Source organism: Chitinophaga sp. 10T418 (genome assembly GCF_056394125.1).
This window is the reverse complement of record NZ_JBFTHG010000001.1, coordinates 734,326-755,912: the sequence shown is the minus strand read 5'-3', so window position 1 is coordinate 755,912 and position 21,587 is coordinate 734,326. Positions and strand designations below refer to the sequence as shown.

19 protein-coding genes are annotated in these 21,587 nt (G+C 45.3%); 13 read left to right on the top strand and 6 right to left on the bottom strand.

Translation table 11 applies throughout. The features are described 5' to 3' along the window. Positions 1–87 precede the first annotated feature (87 nt). The 11 genes from hemA to AC1DCV_RS03130 all read left to right on the top strand — a co-directional run bounded on the left by hemA (position 88) and on the right by AC1DCV_RS03130 (position 13,718). Positions 88–1,341 carry a glutamyl-tRNA reductase gene (gene hemA / locus AC1DCV_RS03180; RefSeq protein ID WP_477021795.1) on the top strand — a complete coding sequence of 418 codons (1,254 nt, stop codon included), beginning with the start codon at positions 88–90 and terminating at the stop codon, positions 1,339–1,341. A 4-nt stretch (positions 1,342–1,345) separates the two neighbouring features. After that, positions 1,346–2,266: a hydroxymethylbilane synthase gene (gene hemC, locus AC1DCV_RS03175; RefSeq protein ID WP_477021794.1), complete on the top strand. Its 921-nt coding sequence runs from the start codon at positions 1,346–1,348 to the stop codon at positions 2,264–2,266. Next, the gene (locus tag AC1DCV_RS03170; protein ID WP_477021793.1) at positions 2,256–3,038 is read left to right on the top strand and encodes a uroporphyrinogen-III synthase; all 783 of its coding nucleotides are present in this window, start codon (positions 2,256–2,258) and stop codon (positions 3,036–3,038) included. Before hemC ends, AC1DCV_RS03170 begins: the two co-directional genes overlap by 11 nt. Further along, positions 3,035–4,063 carry a uroporphyrinogen decarboxylase gene (gene hemE / locus AC1DCV_RS03165; protein ID WP_477021792.1) on the top strand — a complete coding sequence of 343 codons (1,029 nt, stop codon included), beginning with the start codon at positions 3,035–3,037 and terminating at the stop codon, positions 4,061–4,063. Before AC1DCV_RS03170 ends, hemE begins: the two co-directional genes overlap by 4 nt. Positions 4,064–4,069: 6 nt before the next feature. Then, positions 4,070–4,990, top strand: a complete 921-nt coding sequence (gene hemF, locus AC1DCV_RS03160) for an oxygen-dependent coproporphyrinogen oxidase (protein ID WP_477021791.1) — start codon at positions 4,070–4,072, stop codon at positions 4,988–4,990. Between the two features lie 22 nt (positions 4,991–5,012). Beyond that, the gene (gene hemB / locus AC1DCV_RS03155; RefSeq protein WP_477021790.1) at positions 5,013–5,984 is read left to right on the top strand and encodes a porphobilinogen synthase; all 972 of its coding nucleotides are present in this window, start codon (positions 5,013–5,015) and stop codon (positions 5,982–5,984) included. Between the two features lie 36 nt (positions 5,985–6,020). Next, positions 6,021–7,307: a glutamate-1-semialdehyde 2,1-aminomutase gene (gene hemL / locus AC1DCV_RS03150; RefSeq protein WP_477021789.1), complete on the top strand. Its 1,287-nt coding sequence runs from the start codon at positions 6,021–6,023 to the stop codon at positions 7,305–7,307. A 143-nt stretch (positions 7,308–7,450) separates the two neighbouring features. Further along, entirely contained in the window at positions 7,451–7,873 is a 423-nt protein-coding gene (locus AC1DCV_RS03145) for a hypothetical protein (RefSeq protein WP_477021788.1), read from the top strand. Positions 7,874–8,002: 129 nt separating this feature from the next. Next, complete coding sequence (locus tag AC1DCV_RS03140; protein WP_477021787.1) at positions 8,003–9,121, top strand: efflux RND transporter periplasmic adaptor subunit; 1,119 nt, start codon at positions 8,003–8,005, stop codon at positions 9,119–9,121. A gap of 33 nt (positions 9,122–9,154) precedes the next feature. Beyond that, complete coding sequence (locus tag AC1DCV_RS03135) at positions 9,155–12,295, top strand: efflux RND transporter permease subunit (protein ID WP_477021786.1); 3,141 nt, start codon at positions 9,155–9,157, stop codon at positions 12,293–12,295. After that, positions 12,288–13,718 carry an efflux transporter outer membrane subunit gene (locus tag AC1DCV_RS03130; RefSeq protein WP_477021785.1) on the top strand — a complete coding sequence of 477 codons (1,431 nt, stop codon included), beginning with the start codon at positions 12,288–12,290 and terminating at the stop codon, positions 13,716–13,718. Before AC1DCV_RS03135 ends, AC1DCV_RS03130 begins: the two co-directional genes overlap by 8 nt. Positions 13,719–13,848: 130 nt before the next feature. Here the strand turns inward: AC1DCV_RS03130 and AC1DCV_RS03125 are convergent, their stop codons facing one another. Genes AC1DCV_RS03125 through AC1DCV_RS03115 form a run of 3 tightly spaced genes read right to left on the bottom strand, consistent with a single transcriptional unit; the run spans position 13,849 to position 16,227 of the window. Further along, positions 13,849–14,643 (bottom strand): carboxylesterase family protein, encoded by a 795-nt coding sequence (locus AC1DCV_RS03125; RefSeq protein ID WP_477021784.1) that lies wholly within the window; start codon positions 14,641–14,643, stop codon positions 13,849–13,851. Positions 14,644–14,678: 35 nt separating this feature from the next. After that, positions 14,679–15,476, bottom strand: coding sequence for an O-methyltransferase (locus tag AC1DCV_RS03120; protein WP_477021783.1), 798 nt, complete (start codon positions 15,474–15,476; stop codon positions 14,679–14,681). Positions 15,477–15,489: 13 nt separating this feature from the next. Then, positions 15,490–16,227 carry a glycosyltransferase family 2 protein gene (locus tag AC1DCV_RS03115; protein ID WP_477021782.1) on the bottom strand — a complete coding sequence of 246 codons (738 nt, stop codon included), beginning with the start codon at positions 16,225–16,227 and terminating at the stop codon, positions 15,490–15,492. Positions 16,228–16,412: 185 nt separating this feature from the next. Between AC1DCV_RS03115 and AC1DCV_RS03110 the strand changes: the two genes are divergently transcribed. Next, entirely contained in the window at positions 16,413–17,741 is a 1,329-nt protein-coding gene (locus tag AC1DCV_RS03110; RefSeq protein ID WP_441572271.1) for a hypothetical protein, read from the top strand. Positions 17,742–17,876: 135 nt separating this feature from the next. After that, positions 17,877–18,827, top strand: a complete 951-nt coding sequence (locus AC1DCV_RS03105) for a hydrogen peroxide-inducible genes activator (RefSeq protein ID WP_441572272.1) — start codon at positions 17,877–17,879, stop codon at positions 18,825–18,827. Between the two features lie 110 nt (positions 18,828–18,937). Here the strand turns inward: AC1DCV_RS03105 and AC1DCV_RS03100 are convergent, their stop codons facing one another. The 3 genes from AC1DCV_RS03100 to prmA all read right to left on the bottom strand — a co-directional run bounded on the left by AC1DCV_RS03100 (position 18,938) and on the right by prmA (position 21,433). After that, positions 18,938–19,741 carry a M48 family metallopeptidase gene (locus AC1DCV_RS03100; RefSeq protein ID WP_477021781.1) on the bottom strand — a complete coding sequence of 268 codons (804 nt, stop codon included), beginning with the start codon at positions 19,739–19,741 and terminating at the stop codon, positions 18,938–18,940. Positions 19,742–19,848: 107 nt separating this feature from the next. Continuing rightward, on the bottom strand, positions 19,849–20,490 hold the full coding sequence (plsY, locus tag AC1DCV_RS03095) for a glycerol-3-phosphate 1-O-acyltransferase PlsY (RefSeq protein ID WP_477021780.1): 642 nt from the start codon (positions 20,488–20,490) through the stop codon (positions 19,849–19,851). A 118-nt stretch (positions 20,491–20,608) separates the two neighbouring features. Next, positions 20,609–21,433: a 50S ribosomal protein L11 methyltransferase gene (prmA, locus tag AC1DCV_RS03090; RefSeq protein WP_477021779.1), complete on the bottom strand. Its 825-nt coding sequence runs from the start codon at positions 21,431–21,433 to the stop codon at positions 20,609–20,611. Between the last annotated feature and the right edge of the window lie 154 nt (positions 21,434–21,587).

The following is a 21,587-nucleotide window of genomic DNA, read 5'->3' as shown; positions in this document are numbered from 1 at the left end:
AGTAGAAATGACACACTAATGACAGCCTAAACCCGTTTGTTTGGGACGTATGAAAGTACTTTTGCAACCGGAAGCTTATACAAGAACATGCAGGTCAGTCATTCAAAAGAAATAGCAAATTTTCATATTGTTGGGATCAACTATAAGAAAACAGACGCTGCTATCAGGGGATTATACGCCATCAATCCGGCTCAGTATCAACAACTCCTGGAGCATGCCAGGGCAGTACAACTAGACGATCTATTTGTACTATCCACTTGTAACAGAACGGAGGTATACGGATTTGCAGCCAATCCCGGGCAGCTGATAGACTTGCTATGCAGGGAATCAAACGGCGACAGAAGCCAACTGGAAGAATTAGCCTATATCAAGTCAGGAGAAGATGCCATCAGGCATTTATACCAGGTAGGTACAGGTCTGGACTCCCAAATCCTCGGCGATTATGAAATCATAGGTCAGATACGCAACGCCACGAAGTTTGCCAAGGCACACCAATGCCTGGGTAGTTTCCTGGAAAGATTAGTGAACAGCGTATTACAGGTTTCCAAACTCATTAAAACAGAAACAGGTCTCAGCAAAGGCACCGTATCTGTGGCATTCGCCACCGTAAGGATGCTGGAACGCATTTGTCCTGATGTAAAAGATAAAAAGATTGTGCTGCTGGGTGTTGGCAAAATAGGTCGCAACACCTGCAAAAACATGATCGAATACCTTGGTGTAAAAGAAGTGACACTCATTAACCGCACCATGCAGGTGGCCGCAGATTTTGCAGATCAGCATGGATTGAAATACGCACCCTACGAAAATATGGTCAGCGAAATGCAACAGGCGGATGTAATACTGGTAGCCTCTAATGCGCCACAGCCAACGGTATTGGCTCATCATCTGCAAACATCATCTCCCAAACTGATTGTGGATCTTTCTATTCCATTTAACGTAGAATCTGCTGTAGGAGAGCTTTCCCATATCACCCTGGTGAATGTAGATGAACTTTCCAAGGTGCAGGACGAAACGCTGCAGAACAGACTGGGTGAAGTACCAAAAGCCATTGCTATCATCGATGAACACATGGAGGAATTCCTCTACTGGTATAAAATGCGCAAGCACGCAGTGGTATTGAAAGCAGTAAAAGATAAACTGCATGAAATACATACCCGCGAAATAATGCAGCAGAAAAACGGAGGCCACTACAAAATAGAAGATATAGAGCTGGTATCCTCCCGCATCATACAGAAAATGATTAATCTCATGGCAGGTAAAGTACGTAAGGAAACCGATAAGAGTGACCAGTACATTGCTATGATCAACGATATTTTTGAGACCGGAGTTAACCAGGAATAAAAAAATGGAGAAAGTTATCAGGATAGGTACAAGAGAAAGTCAGCTGGCCTTGTGGCAGGCAAACCAGGTAAATGATCTGCTCACCGCACAAGGCTACCGCACCGAACTGGTACCCATCAAAAGCGAAGGCGATATTGACCTGGTCACCCCTCTTTACGAAATAGGCGTACAAGGCATCTTCACAAAAAGTCTGGACCTGGCACTGCTCAATAATCGTATAGACATTGCCGTTCATTCCTTCAAAGATGTTCCCACACAACTACCTAAACAAATCGTACACGCCGCCATACTCAAACGCGGCCCCGTAAAAGATTTGCTGGTATATAAAACAAATACGGATTTCCTGGAACAACCTGACTATGTTGCCAACATTGCCACCAGCAGTGTACGCCGCAAAGCACAGTGGCTCCGCAAATATCCACAACATCAGCTGCACAATCTGCGCGGCAATGTAAACACCCGCTTACAGAAACTGGCCAACGAAAACTGGGACGGCGCCATCTTCGCAGTGGCAGGCCTGGAAAGAATTAATGTACGCCCTGCTACTTCCATCGATCTCGATTGGATGCTGCCAGCCCCGGCACAAGGCGCGGTAGTAGCCGTATGCAGAGAAGACGATACCTTCTGCCTGGAAGCATGCGCTGCTTTCAATCACGAAGAAACAGCCCTGGCCACACATATAGAACGCGAATTTTTACGTACCCTGATGGGCGGTTGCACTACCCCTATCAGCGCATACGCTTATATACAAAACAATACCGTACATTTCAACGGCGAACTTTGCAGCCTCGACGGGACCGGCTTTTTCAGCACCTCCCGCGAAGTACCACTGACACAGGCACAACACCTGGGCCAGGACGCAGCGGAAGAGATTATGGCGCAGGGTGGCGCTGAAATCGTAGCACAGATCAGAAATGCAAAATGATAAATACCGCATATTAAGCACCAGGCATTTAACAGACAGCTCTATTGCTGTGGCTGGTGAAAGTGGTATTCTCCTAGAAGTAAAAGATTTTATCCAGATAAAACCAATCACACTTCCCGCATTGAAAGGAAGTACTCCAGGCTGGAACAATAGCAGTACATCTGATATTTTCCAGCCACCCCACGTCTCTGTTTTTACAAGCGCCAACGCTGTAAAAGTATTGGAACAACACTATTTCAGCATAAACGGCTTCAGAAATAATGGTCTCCATACTTTTTTCAGTACCAGGAATGCCAATATCTGCTGTATCTCCGGCAAAACGCTGCAAAAAGCCATGGAGGTATTTCCGGATTGCAACATACTGGCATCGTCATCCTACGGAAGTGAACTCGCCACCGCTATCATTGCACTGGGAAACATCACGGAAGTAAATTTCTATTGCGGCAATCAGCGGCGGGATGAATTACCTGCCGGATTAAAACAAGCTGGAATCAGGGTTAACGAATATGTTATCTACGAAAATATACCGTCACCGACGGTTACTGCAGAAGATTATGATGGCATACTTTTTTTCAGCCCCAGCGCAGTAAAAAGTTACCTGTCTGCCAACAGACTGCATAGCAAAACCGTTTGTTTCGCCATCGGCAGAACAACGGCCACCGAACTGAGAGAATACACAGACAACAAGATTATAATGAGCACCGACATCAGCGAAGATGCTATGGTGCAAACAGCTATATTTTATTTTAACAACATTAACTGCTACGAATGAGCGCATTGAAGAACGACTTATTGCTGAAGGCCCTTAAAGGTGAAACTGTTTCCCGCACGCCCGTATGGATGATGCGCCAGGCTGGTCGCTATCTCCCGGATTATATTAAACTGCGTGATAAATATACTTTTTTCGAACGCTGCGAAAATCCGGAACTGGCAACAGAAATAACAGTCATGCCGGTAGACCAGGTAGGTGTAGATGCTGCGATTATTTTTTCTGATATCCTTGTAGTTCCGCAAGCCATGGGCATGGAAGTACAGCTGGTAGAAAAAGTAGGCCCTTTACTGCCTGCCCCAATTAAAACCGCGCAGGACCTTCAACGTTTATGCGTTCCCGATGTTCAGGAAAGATTGCACTACGTATTTGAAGCACTGGCCCTCACCAAAAAAACACTCGATGGCCGTGTGCCGTTGATTGGCTTTGGTGGCGCTCCCTGGACTTTACTCTGCTACATGGTACAGGGTAAAGGCTCCAAAACTTTTGATGAAGCAAAAGCATTCTGCTACCAGCAGCCTGCTGTAGCACATCAGCTGTTGCAAATGATCACCAATACTACCATCGCTTACCTGAAAGCACAGGTAGCCGCCGGCGCAGATACCGTACAGGTATTTGACTCATGGGGTGGTTTGCTCAGCCCGCAGGATTTTGAGATCTTCTCTTTACAATATATCCGCCAGATAGTGGCAGCGATGAAGGATGTTTGTCCTACTATCGTATTTGCCAAAGGCGCCTGGTTTGCCCTTGAAGATATGGCCGCTACCGGCGCTCATGGCCTGGGCATAGACTGGTGCATTAAGCCCGAACTGGCGCGTCAGTTTGCCGGCAGCAACATCACCCTGCAAGGCAATTTTGATCCGGCTAAATTACTGGCACCAATTCCGGAAATTGAAAAAGCCGTGAAAGAAATGCTGAAAGGATTTGGCAGACAACGTTACATTGCTAACCTCGGTCATGGCATTTTACCAAATGTACCCGTAGATCATGCCAGAGCATTTGTAGAAACAGTTAAAGCACACGGATAATTTACCATGAGCATTAAAAACGACTTCATCGCATTCATACACGGCCTGCAGGACGATATCTGCGCCGCATTGGAAAAAGCAGATGGTAAAGCTACCTTCCGCGAAGACCAGTGGGAACGCCCCGGTGGTGGTGGTGGTAAATCACGTGTAATCGCTAACGGTAACGTATTTGAAAAAGGTGGCGTAAGCACCTCTATCGTACACGGTGAATTACCCGAAGCCATGGCACAACAGTTTGGTGTTACCAACAGCCAGTTTATGGCCTGCGGCATCTCCCTGGTGATTCATCCGCTGAATCCCTTTGTGCCTACAGTACATGCCAATTTCCGCTACTTTGAACTATATGAGCAGGACGGAACTTTGAAAGACAGCTGGTTTGGTGGTGGCGCCGATCTTACGCCCTATTACCTCGCCGAAGAAGATGGTATTCATTTTCACCAGACGTTCAAAAATGCCTGTGATCCTTTTGGTGCAGACCTCTATCCAAAATATAAAAAACACTGCGATGAATATTTTATCAATAAACATCGTAACAACGAAGCACGTGGTATAGGTGGCATATTTTTCGATTACCTGCGTCCCGATGGAAACACCACTGCTGAAGAACGGCTGGCCTTCTCCAAAGCCAACGGTAACGCTTTCCTGGATGCCTACATCCCCATTGTGGAAAAAACTAAGAACCTCCCATATACAGAAGCGCACAGAAGCTGGCAGGCGTATAGACGTGGCCGTTATGTAGAGTTCAATCTCATTCACGACAGAGGAACACTTTTTGGCTTAAAAACCAATGGCCGCACCGAGTCGATTTTGATGAGCCTGCCGCCGGTAGCCCGCTGGGAGTATGACTTTCATACCACACCCGGCAGCCCTGAAGCGCAACTGCAGGAGTTTTTAAAACCACGCGACTGGATAAAGCCCACTATATAAAAACAATAAAATTTTTATAAAGATGATCAGAAGAAACAGAATTTTAAGAGTATCTCCCGCCATTCGTGCAATGGTAGCGGAAACAATTGTAAGGCCCAGCGATTTCATCGCGCCGTTATTTGTTACCGAAGGAGAAAATGTGAAGGAAGAGATCAGCTCTATGCCAGGTTATTTCAGGTATTCACTGGACCTTACCATTAAGGAAGCCAAAGAACTCTGGAGCCTGGGTATTAAAAGTGTATTGCTGTTTGTAAAAGCGCTGGATAGTGTAAAAGATAACAAAGGAACAGAAGCCGTTAATCCGGATGGGTTAATGCAACGTGCTATCCGTGGTATCAAAAATGCCATCCCCGACATGATTGTGATGACGGATGTGGCACTGGATCCTTACTCCTCCTACGGCCATGATGGTATTGTGGATGGTACTGAAATTGTAAACGATCCTACCGTAGAAGTACTGGCTCGTATGAGCCTGAGCCATGCACAGGCAGGTGCTGACTTTGTAGCCCCCAGCGATATGATGGACGGCCGCATTCTCGCCATCCGTAACATCCTGGAAGAAAATGGTTTCGATAAAACAGGTATCATGGCTTACAGCGCCAAATATGCTTCCTGCTTTTATGGCCCATTCCGTGATGCGCTGGATTCCGCCCCCGGCTTCGGCGATAAAAAAACATACCAGATGGATTACGCCAATTCCCGCGAAGCCATCAAGGAAACACTGATGGATATTGAAGAAGGCGCCGACATTGTAATGGTAAAACCAGCGATGGCTTATCTTGATATCATGCGCATCATTAAAGATCGTACTACCGTTCCCGTTAGTGCGTATCATGTAAGTGGTGAATATGCGATGATTAAAGCAGCAGCAGAAAGAGGATGGCTCGATGAAAATAAAGCGATCCTGGAAAGCATGACCAGCATGAAACGTGCGGGCGCGGATCTGATTGCAACTTACTTTGCAAAAGATGCCGTAAAACTGCTGACTGCATAATTCCCTATATTGCGTAAAATAATAAACCACCAACAGATGTACAGCAAAAGTGAAATGTTATTCGGGAAAGCAAAGCAGGTAATTCCCGGCGGTGTTAACTCTCCCGTACGAGCATTTAAAAGTGTAGGCGGCACACCCGTATTTATGGAACGCGCAAAGGGCGCCTACATGTACGATGTAGATGGCAATCAGTATATTGATTATATCAATTCCTGGGGCCCGATGATCCTCGGTCATGCTTATGAACCGGTGATAAAAGCCATACAGGAATATGCCACTTACTCCACCTCTTTTGGTGCACCCACTGAACTGGAAATAAAGATCGCAGAACTGATCGTATCTATGGTGCCTAATATTGATATGGTGCGCATGGTGAACTCCGGCACCGAAGCCTGTATGACAGCGCTGAGACTGGCCAGAGGCTATACCGGCCGTAACAAGTTTATCAAATTTGACGGTTGCTACCATGGTCACGCAGATGCATTCCTGGTAAGCGCCGGCAGTGGTGTAGCTACCCTGGGTATACAATCTGTTCCCGGTGTAACAGCCACCGTAGCACAGGATACACTCACTGCTCCCTATAATAATTTACCTGCGGTAGAACAGCTTGTAGCAGAACATGGCGCCGATATCTGCGCCATCATTATAGAACCGGTAGCAGGTAACATGGGCTGTATTCTGCCACAACCGGGATTCCTGGACGGACTGCGCAAGATCTGCGATGAAAATAATATACTCCTCATCTTTGATGAAGTGATGACCGGCTTCAGGCTGGCACGTGGTGGTGCACAGGAATTACTGGGCATCAAAGCCGACCTGGTGACCTTCGGAAAAATCATTGGCGCCGGTATGCCGGTAGGAGCCGTAGCAGGTCCGAAAGAAATCATGGAAAATCTGGCCCCGGCCGGAAAGGTATACCAGGCAGGTACTTTAAGCGGTAACCCTATCGCCATGATTGCCGGATATACACTGCTTCAAACACTCAACGACAATCCTGTTATTTACCAGCAACTGGAAGAAAAAGCCAGCTACCTCGTAAACGGATTAAAAGAAGCATTTGGTGCTGCAGGTGTTGTACACAGCATCAATCAGATGGGATCTATGCTGAGTGCACATTTCACAGAATACCCCATCGTGGATTTCTCCGCTGCCTCAGCTGCCAACAATGAATTATTTAAACGTTTCTTCCATGCTATGCTGGAACGTGGCGTATATCTGCCGCCTTCCGCCTTCGAAAGCTGGTTTATGAGTAATGCACTCACCACGGAAGACCTGGACAAAACAATAGCTGCTGCTAAATCTGCCATGCAGGCAATCAAATAGTTAACAATTCAATCCTGTGCTGAGTGGAAAAGGCTGTCTCTCTACAAGAGACGGCCTTTTATTTTTTACCGGTCATCCAAAAATATTTCCTTTACAATAAACTAACAGGCAAATAAATCTAAAACGATTAATTTTACGGTTTAATGCACGAACGTATACACATATTAAAACGCTGGACAATGGTCTGTTTCCTGCTGTGCTTACAGCTGGCAACCGGTACTCTGCCTGTGTTTGCAGCACATCGCCATTTTTCGCTGCATAATATCAGTATACAACAGGCGCAGGCAAACAAACTGCAAAATCTCGTTCATAACATTCCGGTGCACCTGGAAGCAGATGATGAAGGAGCAGATGTTTGGCATATCACCAAACATCGCCGCAAAACCCGCTGGTATCTTTCCGCTACTGCACCACAGGTAAGTACCGCTACACGTATTGTATACCTCGATGCAGATAATACTGCACACAGCATTTATATTCCTGTTAATAAAACCGGAGAATACGAGCGGCAGAAATCCTTCCGGCCGGCATACTATTCTTTCCTCTTCCGGTTTACCCCTTTCTGAGTACAGCAGCATTTTCGTTTGTAATTTTTTTTAGGAAGATGCCTACCCTTTCTGCTACCATAGCGGAATAGCATCTTACTGTATTGTATTCACTTATTCCGGACAAACCGGGATCAATATCTTATTGCTATGCGTCAATATACAGGGATCTTTACATCACTGATCGCTCTTTTCATGGCCGGATGTGCCACCAAAGGAGAAAGTACCGATAATGCCGAATTAAAAACATTGCCAGTAACGGTACTGGTTACAAAAGATACCATCCTGCACCGCTCTTATGTAACAGACATACAAGCCGTACAAAATGTGGAAATACGTGCACGGGTAAACGGATTTCTTGATAAAATATACATTGATGAGGGCCAGGAAGTAAAAAAAGGGCAGTTACTTTTTGGCATCAGTGATGCAGAATACCGGGCAGAACTGGCCAAAGCCAAAGCCATCCTCAGCAGCATGGTAGCGGAAAGCAAAGCCGCTGCCCTGGAACTCGACCGTGTTACGATGCTGGTAGATAAAAAAGTAGTGGCCGCTTCTGAACTCGAAGTAGCCCATGCAAAGCTGGCGGCAGCACAAGCCAAAATTGAAGAAGCACGCTCCGCTGCTGCCAACGCGGAAATGCATTTATCTTACACCAGCATCCGTGCACCATTTGATGGCATCATAGACCGTATCCCTCTAAAGAAAGGCAGTCTGATCAGCGAAGGATCTCTTTTGACTACGGTGTCGGATACACGTGAAATATACGCTTACTTCAACGTATCAGAAACAGAATACCTCCAATACAATAAAGCCATCGCCAGGGGCGACAACAGTTACCGGCAGGTAGCCCTGGTACTGGCAGATGGTACTGACTATCATCATACCGGACAAATAGAAACCATAGAAGGCGAATTCGAAGAAAACACAGGCTCCATCGCATTCCGGGCACGCTTCCCCAATCCTTCCAAACTACTCAAACATGGCGCCAGCGGCAAAGTAAGACTGACCACTGAAATGGACAGCGCAGTGATTATTCCCCAAAAAGCAGTATTCGAAATGCAGGACAAAAACTACGTATTTGTAGTAGATGCAGCGAATAAAGTGAAGATGAAAAACTTTATTCCGGCCGCACGCTTCGCACATTTCTACATCGTTAAATCCGGATTGCAACCCGGCGAACGAATTGTATGTGAAGGCGTGCGCAACATCCGTGATGGAATCGAAATTTCACCACGCAGTCTGCCCATGGATAGTTTACTGAGTTTATAATCACCCGGCTTTTCAGCTGAAATCAAGAAACCAATGTTTGAAACTTTTATAAAACGGCCAGTGCTATCACTGGTTATATCACTTATTATCACACTGGTAGGCTTGCTGGCCCTATTCACGCTACCCGTTACACAGTTTCCGGATATCGTGCCGCCTTCTGTAACGGTAACGGCTAAATATACCGGCGCCAATGCAGAAGTATCTGCCAAAGCCGTATCCACACCATTAGAAAGAGCTATCAACGGTGTACCAGGTATGACGTATATGTCGTCCGTATCCTCCAACGATGGGATCACTGTTATCCAGGTATTTTTCCAGGTAGGCACAGATCCCGATCAGGCCGCGGTAAACGTCCAAAACCGTGTAGCCACCATTATTGATGAACTGCCGGAAGAAGTGATCAAAGCCGGTGTGACCACAGAAAAAGAGGTGAATAGTATGTTGCTCTACCTCAATGTGATGAGCGAAGACACCACCCTGAACGAGCAATTCATCTACAACTTTGCAGATATCAACGTACTCCAGGAACTGAAGCGTATTGATGGAGTAGGCCGTGCAGAAATTATGGGCGCCAAAGAATATGCGATGCGTATATGGCTAAAACCCGATCGCATGCTGGCTTACAACGTATCCGCTGAAGAGGTGATCCAGGCCATCCGCAAACAGAATATTGAAGCCGCTCCTGGTAAAACAGGTGAAAGCTCCGATAAAAATCCACTGATGCTGCAATATGTATTGCGCTATACCGGCAAGTTTTTCGAACCGGAACAATACCAACAGATCGTATTACGCGCAGGACAAGACGGCTCCGTTCTCCACCTGAAAGATGTAGCCGATGTGGAATTCGGCTCCCTCACATATAGCATGGTATCAAAAACAGATGGTAAGCCTTCTGCATCTATCATGCTCAAACAGCGTCCAGGCTCCAATGCCCGCGAAGTTATCAATAACGTGAAGTCGAAGATGGAAGAGATGAAAAACACCTCCTTCCCTCCCGGCATGACCTTCAATTTCAACTATGACGTATCCCGATTCCTCGATGCGTCTATTCATGAAGTAGTACGCACCCTGTTTGAGGCATTCCTGCTGGTGTTCATCGTGGTATTTATTTTCCTGCAGGATTTCCGTTCCACGCTCATTCCGGCACTGGCGGTACCCGTGGCACTGATAGGTACGCTGGCATTTATGCAGATGATGGGCTTTTCCATTAACCTGCTGACCCTCTTTGCGCTGGTACTGGCCATTGGTATTGTGGTAGATAATGCCATCGTAGTGGTAGAAGCCGTTCACGTAAAAATGAGCGAGGAACATCTCCCTCCTATGGAAGCTACCCTGGCAGCCATGAAAGAGATCAGCGGTGCCCTGGTAGCCATAACGCTGGTGATGTCGGCTGTATTTATTCCAGTAGCATTTTTATCCGGTCCAGTGGGTGTATTCTATCGTCAGTTTTCGTTGACACTGGCTATTTCCATTGTGATTTCCGGTATCAACGCAGTAACGTTAACGCCTGCACTCTGTGCTATTATGCTGAAGGATACACATGGCCAGCCCCGTAAAAAGAATTTGTTACAACGTTTCTTTAATGGCTTCAACAAAGGTTACAATGCAACAGAAAACAAATATTCAAAGCTGATCAGCTTTATCGCCGGCAGAAGACTTATTACGCTGACCGCACTGGTATTCTTTTTTGCTGCTACCTGGGGCGTTAATGCCATACTGCCTTCCGGCTTTATTCCTACAGAAGATCAGGGCATGATCTACGTGAATGTGACCACACCACCGGGTGCTACCGTGGAGCGTACGGAAGAAGTACTCCACCGGGTACAAGCCATTGCCGCACAGCTGGGCGAAGTAGAATCCGTATCTACCCTGGCAGGGTACAGCCTCGTGAATGAAGTAGCTGGTGCCTCCTACGGTATGGGCATGGTAAATCTCAAGCCCTGGGATCTGAGAAAAGCATCCGTGCAGGATATCATCGAGCAACTGCAAAAACTAACCGCCGGCATTGCAGATGCCAGCATTGAATTCTTCCCGCCACCTACTGTTCCCGGGTTTGGTAACTCCAGCGGCTTTGAATTGCGGCTACTGGATAAGAGCGGCAGTGGCGACTTGCGGCAAACGGCTCAAATCACCAATCAGTTCATTGATGCCCTGAAAAAAAGACCGGAGATAGGCAGTGCCTTCACCAGCTTTGACGCAGAATTTCCTCAATACCTCATTCATGTGGATCAGGCCATGGCCGCAAAAAAAGGCGTGAGCATAGAAAACGCGATGAGCAACCTGCAGACATTGATGGGTAGCTTTTACGCCTCCAATTTTATCCGCTTCGGGCAAATGTATAAAGTGATGGTACAGGCAGATCCGCATTACCGCACCAAGCCAGATGATCTATTGCGCCTGCATGTTAAAAACGACCGGGGCGAAATGGTATCCTATTCCGACTTCGTGAAGCTGGAACGCGTATACGGACCGGAACAACTAACCCGCTATAATATGTATACCGCTGCCATGATCAATGGAGATGCTAAGCCAGGCTTCAGCAGCAGTCAGGCAATTGCAACGGTACAGGAAGTAGCTGCCAAAGAATTACCCAGGGGTTATAGCTATGAGTGGAGTGGTATGACGAGAGAACAGATTTTATCCGGTAACCAGGCTATCTACATTTTCATAATTGTGTTGGTGTTTGTGTACCTGTTGCTGGCAGCCCAATATGAAAGCTTCCTCCTCCCGCTGCCGGTCCTGTTGTCGCTACCGGCAGGTATTTTCGGCGCCTTCCTGTCCCTGAAGTTACTGGGACTGGAAAATAATATCTACGCACAGGTAGCCCTGGTGATGCTGATAGGATTGTTGGGGAAAAATGCGATCCTCATCGTAGAATTTGCGATCCTGAAAAATAAACATGGAGCAACAGTGCTGGCGGCTGCCAAAGAGGGCGCAGTATCCAGGTTGCGGCCTATTCTCATGACCTCCTTCGCATTCATTGCCGGACTAATTCCGTTATGTATTGCCTCCGGTGCAGGTGCCATGGGTAACCGTTCCATTGGCACTGCCGCCGCGGGCGGTATGCTGATCGGAACCATTTTCGGGGTATTAATCATACCTGGATTATATGTGCTGTTTGCCTCCATGATCCCCAAAAAATCTGTAGAACTAAAAGCTTACACCAATGAATAAACGCATTTATCAGTATACATTATACGCCTGTCTGGCCACTACTGCAATGGCCTGCAGCACACAAAAAGAATTATCACTTCCGGAACGTATAAGCGTACCTGTTAGTTCCGGCAATAACAGTGATACGCTGTCACTGGGCAACTTTACCCAGGTATTCAATGATCCGTATTTGCGTATACTCATTGATACTGCCCTGCATAATAATTTCGATTTGTTATCCGCTGCACAGCGGGTAACCGCTGCGCAGTCCAACCTGATGATGGCTAAAAATGCCTGGCTGCCAACGCTGAATGTAGCTTTATCTGCCGGCGTGGATAAATATGCAGACTATACGCTGAACGGGGTGGGTAACTACGACACCAACCTATCGCCCAATATCAGCAAGGATCAGCGGATCCCCGGTCCTACACCGGAGTATTTTGCGGGCCTGAGAAGCAGCTGGGAAATAGACCTCTGGGGTAAATTAAAAAGCCAGCGGCAGGCCGCCTATGCCCGCTTTCTTGGCAGTGAGCAGGGACGCCGGCTGTTAATGACGCAGATAGTGGCTGGTGTTACCGGCTTTTATTACGAACTCACCGCCATGGATAATGAACTGGCGATTATACAACGCAACATCAAACTACAGGAAACAGCCGTGGCCACCGTGCATATTCAAAAAGCCGGCGGTCGCGCCACAGAGCTGGCGGTACAACAGTTTACCGCACAGCTGCTGAGCACACAGGCACTGGAATTTGGCGTAAAACAGGAAATTGCTTCGCTCGAAAACCAGCTCAATGCACTCCTGGGCAGACTACCACAAACGATTGTACGCACTACTGTAAAGGATGGGCAGGCCTTACCGGGCACCATAAAAAATGGTATCCCCGCCAGTTTACTGCTGCAACGCCCGGATGTACAGCGGGCAGAACTGGAATTACTGGCCGCCAAAGCAGATGTAAAAGCAGCACGGGCAGCCTTCCTGCCTTCATTAACTATTACGCCTTATGTAGGTTTCAATGCCTTTAAAGCGGGGCTATTGTTCCAGTCACCGGCTTCCATCGCCTGGGGTGCTGCAGGCAGCCTAATGGCGCCTGTCTTCAATAAAAAACAGATAAAAGCACAATACAATATCAGTACAGCTACTGCATTTACCGCTTTCTACGATTATCAGCAGGCCATTGTAAATGGCTACCAGGAAATAGCTTCTGCGTTGAACAAAGTGGAAAACCAGCAGCGGGCATTTACGCTGAAAAGCAAAGAGGTATTTGTATTGCAGGAAGCAGTAGCTACTGCCAATGTATTATTTACTACTGGTTATGCCAATTACCTGGAAGTCATTACGGCTCAAAAAAGTGTACTGGAAGCGGAACTGGCGTTGGTGACTACCCGCCGGAGTGTATACCAGGGGATGGTATCATTATATCGAGCACTAGGGGGTGGGTAATGCAGCGGATTTTGTCTTACCCAGAGTTATACTGATTTTTTTGATTTCTTAAAATCAAGATCAGAAGAAAAATCATCAAAATCAGTATAACTCTGGGTAAGACAACAACTCGCTGCTCTGTTCTCTATTGCTATTTCTTTTTATGTTCAAACAACCAGGTCATTAATCCTGGTTCTACAAAAGCATTATCCCAACTATTATGTCCTACGCCGGGATATTCGGTATACTTTTCTTCTGCACCCAGTGCTTTCAGTTTGGCATCATATGCTCTGGAAGCATCCACAGGCACCACTTTATCTTCGCCACCATGGAATATCCAAACCGGTACTTTTTTAGCAAACCGGCCCGCTTCTGCTACATTGCCTGCACCACAAATAGGAAAGGCGGCCGCAAATAATTTAGGCCTTGTGCTGATCATATAAAAAGTACCCATACCACCCAGGGACAGGCCACCTATGTAAACGCGTTTGGTGTCAATTTTTCCGCTGGCCAGCAGGCTGTCCAGTAAAGGATTAAGTAAGGCCGTAGGTGGCGTGGGGCCCTCATTCAGTGGAAAATCGCCACGGATGATTTTCCCGGTGCTGTCGCGGTCAAATTTCATGGGCGCCCAGGTTTGATTAGGCGGACATTGCGGAAAGAGTACGAAAGCGGGGTAGTTGGTGCGGATGCTGTCGCGCAGGAACATATCACCGCCATGCAGTAGCTGGGCATTATTATCAGCACCTCGTTCCCCTGCTCCATGTAAAAAAATAATCAGGGGATATTTTTTATGCGCGTCATAGTTGGCCGGCAACAGCAAACGATAACGGAGGGTATCACCTTTACGGCTAAACGATTGATAAGTATACTGCGGAAGATCCTGTGCAGCTGCTATCATACCGGTTGTCAGCAGGCAGCTCAGGAGAAAGATTTTCATATAACGCATATCGGGAAGTTTATACCCAATATACTACCGGAAAATCAGTATTTCAGTGTGAAATGCTGTTTGATCTTAAAATCTTTCCGGAAAAACACCAACCCTATGAAAAACAGGTCGATAGTCATTGTAACCTGCGGATGCTCCTGTATAGTGTGCCAGGCGGCTTCCATATCAGGTGTCCAGTGGATATCATCAAAAATAAAAACGGAATACTCATCTGCAAACTGCAGGCACTGCTCAAAATAAGCCAGTGTAGGCTCTTTACGGTGATTACCGTCTATGTATACCCAGTCAGGCAGCTGCATCTGCTTTAATACATCGGGTAAAACAGTATCAAAATTACCGGTTACCTGCTCAATGTTCTTAATATGAAGGGCTTCAAAATTCTTAGCTGCACGGGCCGCTATGTTAGGGCAGCCTTCAATCGTAAATATTTTGGCATGCGGAGCCGCTTTGGCCATATATGCGGTAGAAAGGCCCATAGAAGTCCCCAATTCCAGGATACGACCAGGCTGGAGGTATTGTATCAGCCGGTAGAATAACTGCCCGAATTTAGGCTGCTTTGCCGCGTAACGGGTAATATCCCGTACCCGACGTTCATTACCGGCTGATATCAGTGAGCCTGCTCCCAGGTCGGTGACCTGTAGCGTTTCATTACTTTGCAGTAGTTGTTTGCGCAACTGTTCTATTTCTCCAAAAGCTGCATGCTGCTTTTTATCCAGCAATACATCTTCTATCAATGCATACACAAAAGGTGAATGTACATCGTGGCGATTGCCTGAAGTGAAATAATATCTGAGGTATTTCCCGGCTAAATTATACTGTTGCGCTAAACCCACTGGCTATATTAATTTAATAGATCTTTCCTTTCATCATGCCCCACATATGCAAACGATGCTGCAGGGATACTCTCAATACACCCAGGCCGTAAATGGCACTGCGCTTGAAATTAATACTGGAGGCTTCGTCAAAATATTTGGTAGGACAGGTTACTTCTGCAATATCGTATCCTTTCATAAATATCTGCGAAACCATTTCATTATCGAAAACAAAATCGTCATTATCAGCCATATAGTTGATATCACGTAGCACTTCCGCAGAAAATGTCCGGTAGCCGGTATGGTATTCACTCAGTTTCTGACCAATCAGGATATTTTGTGTCAATGTTAAGAAACGATTAAATATGTACTTATACATAGGCATCCCACCCTTCAGTGCGCCTTTGCCAAGGATCCTGGAGCCGAACACCACCGGATACACATCATTGGCAATGATACTGCACATCGCTATAATGAGCTTAGGTGTATATTGATAGTCGGGATGCAGCATCACTACTATATCAGCGCCTAACTCAAGCGCCTTATTATAACAGGATTTCTGGTTACCGCCATACCCTTTGTTGTTATCATGACGGATCAGGTGTTTAATACCCAGTTGTTTCCCAACTTCCAGGGTATCATCCTTACTGGCATCGTCCACCAGTACCACGTCATCAACGATTTCAAAAGGGATCTCCCGGAATGTTTTTTCCAGCGTAAGCGCTGCGTTGTAGGCCGGTAATACAACCACAATCTTTTTGTTATTAAGCATGAAAGTGGATCAAATTTGGACGCAAAGGTAAGTCACCTGCCGATAATTCAAAATATATATGGAAAAGCATTATTTCACCACCTATCATGATTTAATTTTAACTGTTATTAATTATTTATCTTTGCCTGATGATGTTTTTGGCATCATATTTTCTTAAATTTTTGTTAACAAAAAGCAAAAACAACATGTTAAAACACCTACCAACGGAAATGAAGCATGATAAACGCTTGACTGCCAAGCCCGATGAGTCATTACCGTTAGTACACCTGGCCCAAAGATTCTTCACTACAGGATGGATTAAATTTATACCAGCACCTCTTGTTTTACTTTTTACTTTTCAAACGGTGTATGCACAGGATCCGGAACTGAAAGGAACCGTTGCTCCAGTTATCAAAACTCAGGATACCACTATCCGTAAGCTATTGGAAGAAGTACAGCGGATCACGGATAATGACAAGCAAAATTCCAATGCCATACAGGCATTGCTGCAGGGAAAGGACTTCGATAATATGACCAAATATGACCTGATCAAAAATAATATTATCAATGCCAGCGAAACTTATTACCTGCTTAACAAAAAAATAATTGATCTCAAGTCCCGCACCACTACCAACAACCTGGATGTATTCATCACTTCACTGAATAACCCCGAAAGTAAAGCTCTCGGGTTTTCACTGAGCGATCGCATTGTTGAGCTGGTAGAAAAAATCATTCTTAAAAATAAAGGGGATAAAAGCGAGAAGAATTCTAAAATCGTAGAGTCTACCAAGTCAATTATCAACAGCCCTATTTTCCAAAGCTTTACTTCCCTCACACCACCACTGGCCATTGCCAATTCAGTGATGAACTTCCTGCACAGTGTGAGCGTAAATAACAAACAGATTAATCAGAAGTCATTACAGGATTTCGAAAAAGAGCTGAACAAATATGTAGTGTATTACACCGCATTAAATGATGCCAACCAGAAATTCGAATATGGCCTCAACTTTAATAAAGATCAGTTAAGTCTCCTGCAGGACAACTTATTTGATCATCTGTCCTTCACAGCCACTTCCATGAAGTTTCCCGCCCCTCAAAAGGGCAATCAGAGCCTGAGCCAGACAATGAACGAATATTTCATTGATTTCAGAAAAGAAAAAGTGGTGGATTATTTCAATAAACTGGAAGAAAAATATTCAAAAGGCAAGCGGATAGATTATGAATCCCTGCTGCGTGAAAATTCTTCCCTGAAAGAAGTCAACAACCAACTGGAAGACCTGGTACTGCAAACCAAAAGATTCGAAAATCTTTATAATGAGTATTTCACTTTGCTGGATTCTTACTACACCAAAGTAAATAACTCCCTGAAGATTGCCCAGGATAACGGACTGGCAGATAAGAGCATTATTGACACTAAACAAGCTGAATTCAGAAACCTGAAAACAGAAGCAGTGGGCGAAATTCAAGCCTCTATCAATATCCGTGAACTGTATAGCAATACAGAAAAGATCAAGTACAGATACAGAATATTCTAGCATCCGGGATAATACCGGTAATATGTTACGGATTTGTAAGAAGATGCCCTATAGGATGTCTTCTCACAAATCCGTAATTCTTTTCCCCTTCCTATAGATTTTATTGATACCTTCGTGGGATCAATTTAGAGGAAAATGACGACAGTTCAATTGGAGTATATTGTTGCGGTAGATACTTACAGAAGTTTTATCATGGCAGCAGAGAAATGCTTTGTGACCCAGCCAACGCTAAGCATGCAGATACAAAAACTGGAGGATGAATTAGGCATTAAATTGTTTGATCGTAGCAAATTACCGGTAGTCCCTACTGAAATAGGTATTTCCGTGGTAGCACAAGCAAGGATTATTATCAAGGAAAATGCCCGCATCCGGGAAATCATTGCAGACCAGAAAAAAGAAGTACAGGGCAACCTGAAAGTAGGCATTATCCCTACACTGGCTCCCTATCTGCTGCCCCGCATTCTCACCGGGTTCATGAAAAAATATCCGAAGGTAAAACTGGAAATATGGGAATACCCGACTGAACAGATTATGCAACAGCTGAAACAGGAACTGCTGGATTGTGGTTTACTGGCCACTCCCTTGCATAACCCTCACCTGGAAGAACATCCGCTGTTCTACGAATCCTTTGTGGTATACACTGCCAAAAGCAATGCTTTATACGAGAAGAAAATAGTGAAAGCAGAAGAGCTGGACATCAAAGATGTATGGCTGCTGAATGAAGGACATTGTATGCGCAACCAGGTGCTGAACATCTGTAAAGATAAATTCACCATGGGCGATAACAAAAACCTGGAATACAATACAGGTAGTGTGGAAACCCTGAAAAGAATGGTGGACCTCAACGAAGGATATACCATTTTACCAGAGCTGTCCTTACAGGATCTTACTACCAGGCAACTGAACATGGTACGCTACTTTAAGGCGCCGGAACCAGTACGGGAAATCAGTCTCGTTACCCACCGCCACTTTATAAAACAAGCGCTGATAGAGGCTTTCAAGAAAGAAATCCTGGCGCATGTACCAGAGAAAATGAAAGTACAGAAGAATAAAAAAGTAATAGATATTATTACGGAGAAAGCATAAGGCACAAAGGATAAAGGATAAAGCAAAAAGCTATTGAGGCGAATGAATAAAGCGAATACTTTCCGCTCTAATCATTCGCCTCAATAGCTTTTTGCTTTATCCTTTATACTTTACACTTTTCCCGGTGTATAATACTTCATTGCTTCCGGCATCAGCTGCTGCAATTTCTGTACACGGGTAGCATCGCTGGGGTGCGTACTCAGAAACTCAGGTGGCTTTTGTCCCTTGCTCATATTTGCCATACGTGTCCAGAAAGGAATGGATTCCTGTGGATTGTATCCGGCCATCGCCATAAATATAACACCCAGGTGATCGGCTTCCAGTTCATTGGCACGGGAAAACGCCAGCATGCCCATATTACCACCTACACCAAACGCCTGATTAAACAGGTTTACAGCAGTGGGATTTTTATTCAGTGCCACAGCACCTGCAACCTGAATTCCCTGCACTACCAGTCCCTGGCTCATACGCTCGTTACCATGACGGGCAATAGCATGCGCTATTTCATGTCCCATTACGCAGGCCAGTGCCGTTTCATTTTGTGTAACGGGCAGCAGGCCGGTATATACTACTACTTTACCACCTGGCATGCACCAGGCATTCACTTCTTTATTATCTACGAGGTTAAACTCCCATTTATAACTGGCTACCTCGCTACCCATATTATTTTGGGTCATGTACCTGGTAACAGCAGCGGCAATGCGCTGCCCCACTCTTTTTACCATTTCAGCATCTTTACTGGTTGTTTGAGCCACCACCTTATTGGACGATAAAAAACTCTGATACTCCTGCAGCGCCATTGACTGCATAGTACTTTCAGGAAGGAGGTTCAGCTGACTGCGGCCAGTAATAGGAACGCGCGAACAGGCGCCTAATGTAAGGCTGGCAGTAAAGAATAAGACATACTTTTTCATGGGAGCATTAATTTAAATTGCGTTAAACGCAAAAAGCACAAAGCAAAAAGCATGCACATTTTATTGGCCATCGCTTCCTGCTTCATGCTTTTACTATATAACTATAACTAGTTTTTGTCCTTTTTATTCTTAAATAACGGCACTTTACTCTCTACTCCTTTCAACAATCGTGTAATGTTTTTCTGATGGGTTAATACCACCATCAGCGCCACAGCTATAGCGAAGATGCGATAAAATATCTCAGGCTCATTAAAAATATAAAGGATCAGTATCGGAAATGCGATGCTGGCAATAATGGAACTGAGAGATACATATCTTGTTAAAAACAGGATCATTAAGAAAACACCTACGCAGCATAAAGCAACCAGTGGCTGAATAGCCAGTACCAGGCCAAACAGGGTGGCAATACCTTTACCTCCTTTAAAATTTGCCCAGATAGGGAAAATATGACCTACTACAGCAGCCAGGCCAAGGCCTATCTGAAGATTCACCAGCTGCGTGAGATTAGCATGGTCCTGGTAATAAGGGGCCAGGTAAGCTAAACGCACTGCTAACACGCCTTTCAGCATGTCAACTACCATTACAAAAGTACCGGCCTTAGGACCCAGTACCCTAAAAGTATTGGTAGCACCGGCATTGCCGCTACCATACTCCCTGATATCCATACCGAAAACGCCTTTACTTACCCAGACAGCTGTGGGAACAGATCCGATCAGATAAGCACAAATAAGCAATAAAATTTCTACCATCACTACAAGTTAGGAATGCTAAGATAACAAATTCTGTGTTAAAATAGAGACAATATTAGAAAAGATTATAACACAAAAGTTGGATTATCAACACTTTTTATATGTAACTTTTACTCTATTATGGTACAGGTACTTCAAATTGCAGGGCGAGCCAGTTATCCTTCTCGATCCTCTTTTCCTTTACAAATCCCTGTAAAACAGCGGCGGCGACAATATTTTCTTCATCGGTAGGTAAGATGCCACTTAGCAGTAATTTGCCTCCAGGTTGAATCAGGCCGTGCATATCCCCCATAAATTGTAATAAGATGTTACAGTTGATATTCGCCAGCAATATATCATATTTTTCGGTAATGGCATCAAGCCGATCCGCCTGCCATACTTTTACTTTACTCACCTGGTTAGCGGTGATATTCTCCAGCGTATTGTTTACTGCCCATTCATCATAGTCAATAGCATCTGCTGTGGCCGCTCCCATCATTTCAGCCAGAATAGCCAGTATACCGGTACCGGTGCCAAAATCAAATACTTTTTTACCCACAAAACCGATGTCTTTCATCAGCTTTATCATAGAAGAAGTAGTGGCATGATGCCCCGTACCAAAGGCCATTTTAGGTGTAATCACAATTTCATAGGCCGGTTTTGGGTCAAAAGGAGGATGAAAATCCGCCCGGATTCCGCAAAAATCATCTACCTGCACAGGCTCAAAATTACTCTCCCACAACGCATTCCAGTTAGCAGGTAAAATAGTTTCTTTTGTATAGGTAACTCCCTGAGGCTGCAGGACTTCCTGCAACGCTGCTTCATCAAAATCGGTTTCCGGAATGTAAGCGATGAGGGCATCCGTTTGCTCTTCAAATCCCTCATAATTCAACACAGATAATTGCGCAATCAACAGGTCAGACTGCTCTGCACCTGCACGCATCGTAATAGCAATGTAAGACATAGAGGACAAAGATAGCCATTAGCTGCTAGCTTTCAGCGGTTAACAAGTCGCTAATCGGCTGATATAACGATAATTTATAGATGGCTTACCTATATCCGACTGACGCAGAGACTCTCTTTATACGTATTAATATGAATAGTATTATATTTGATTA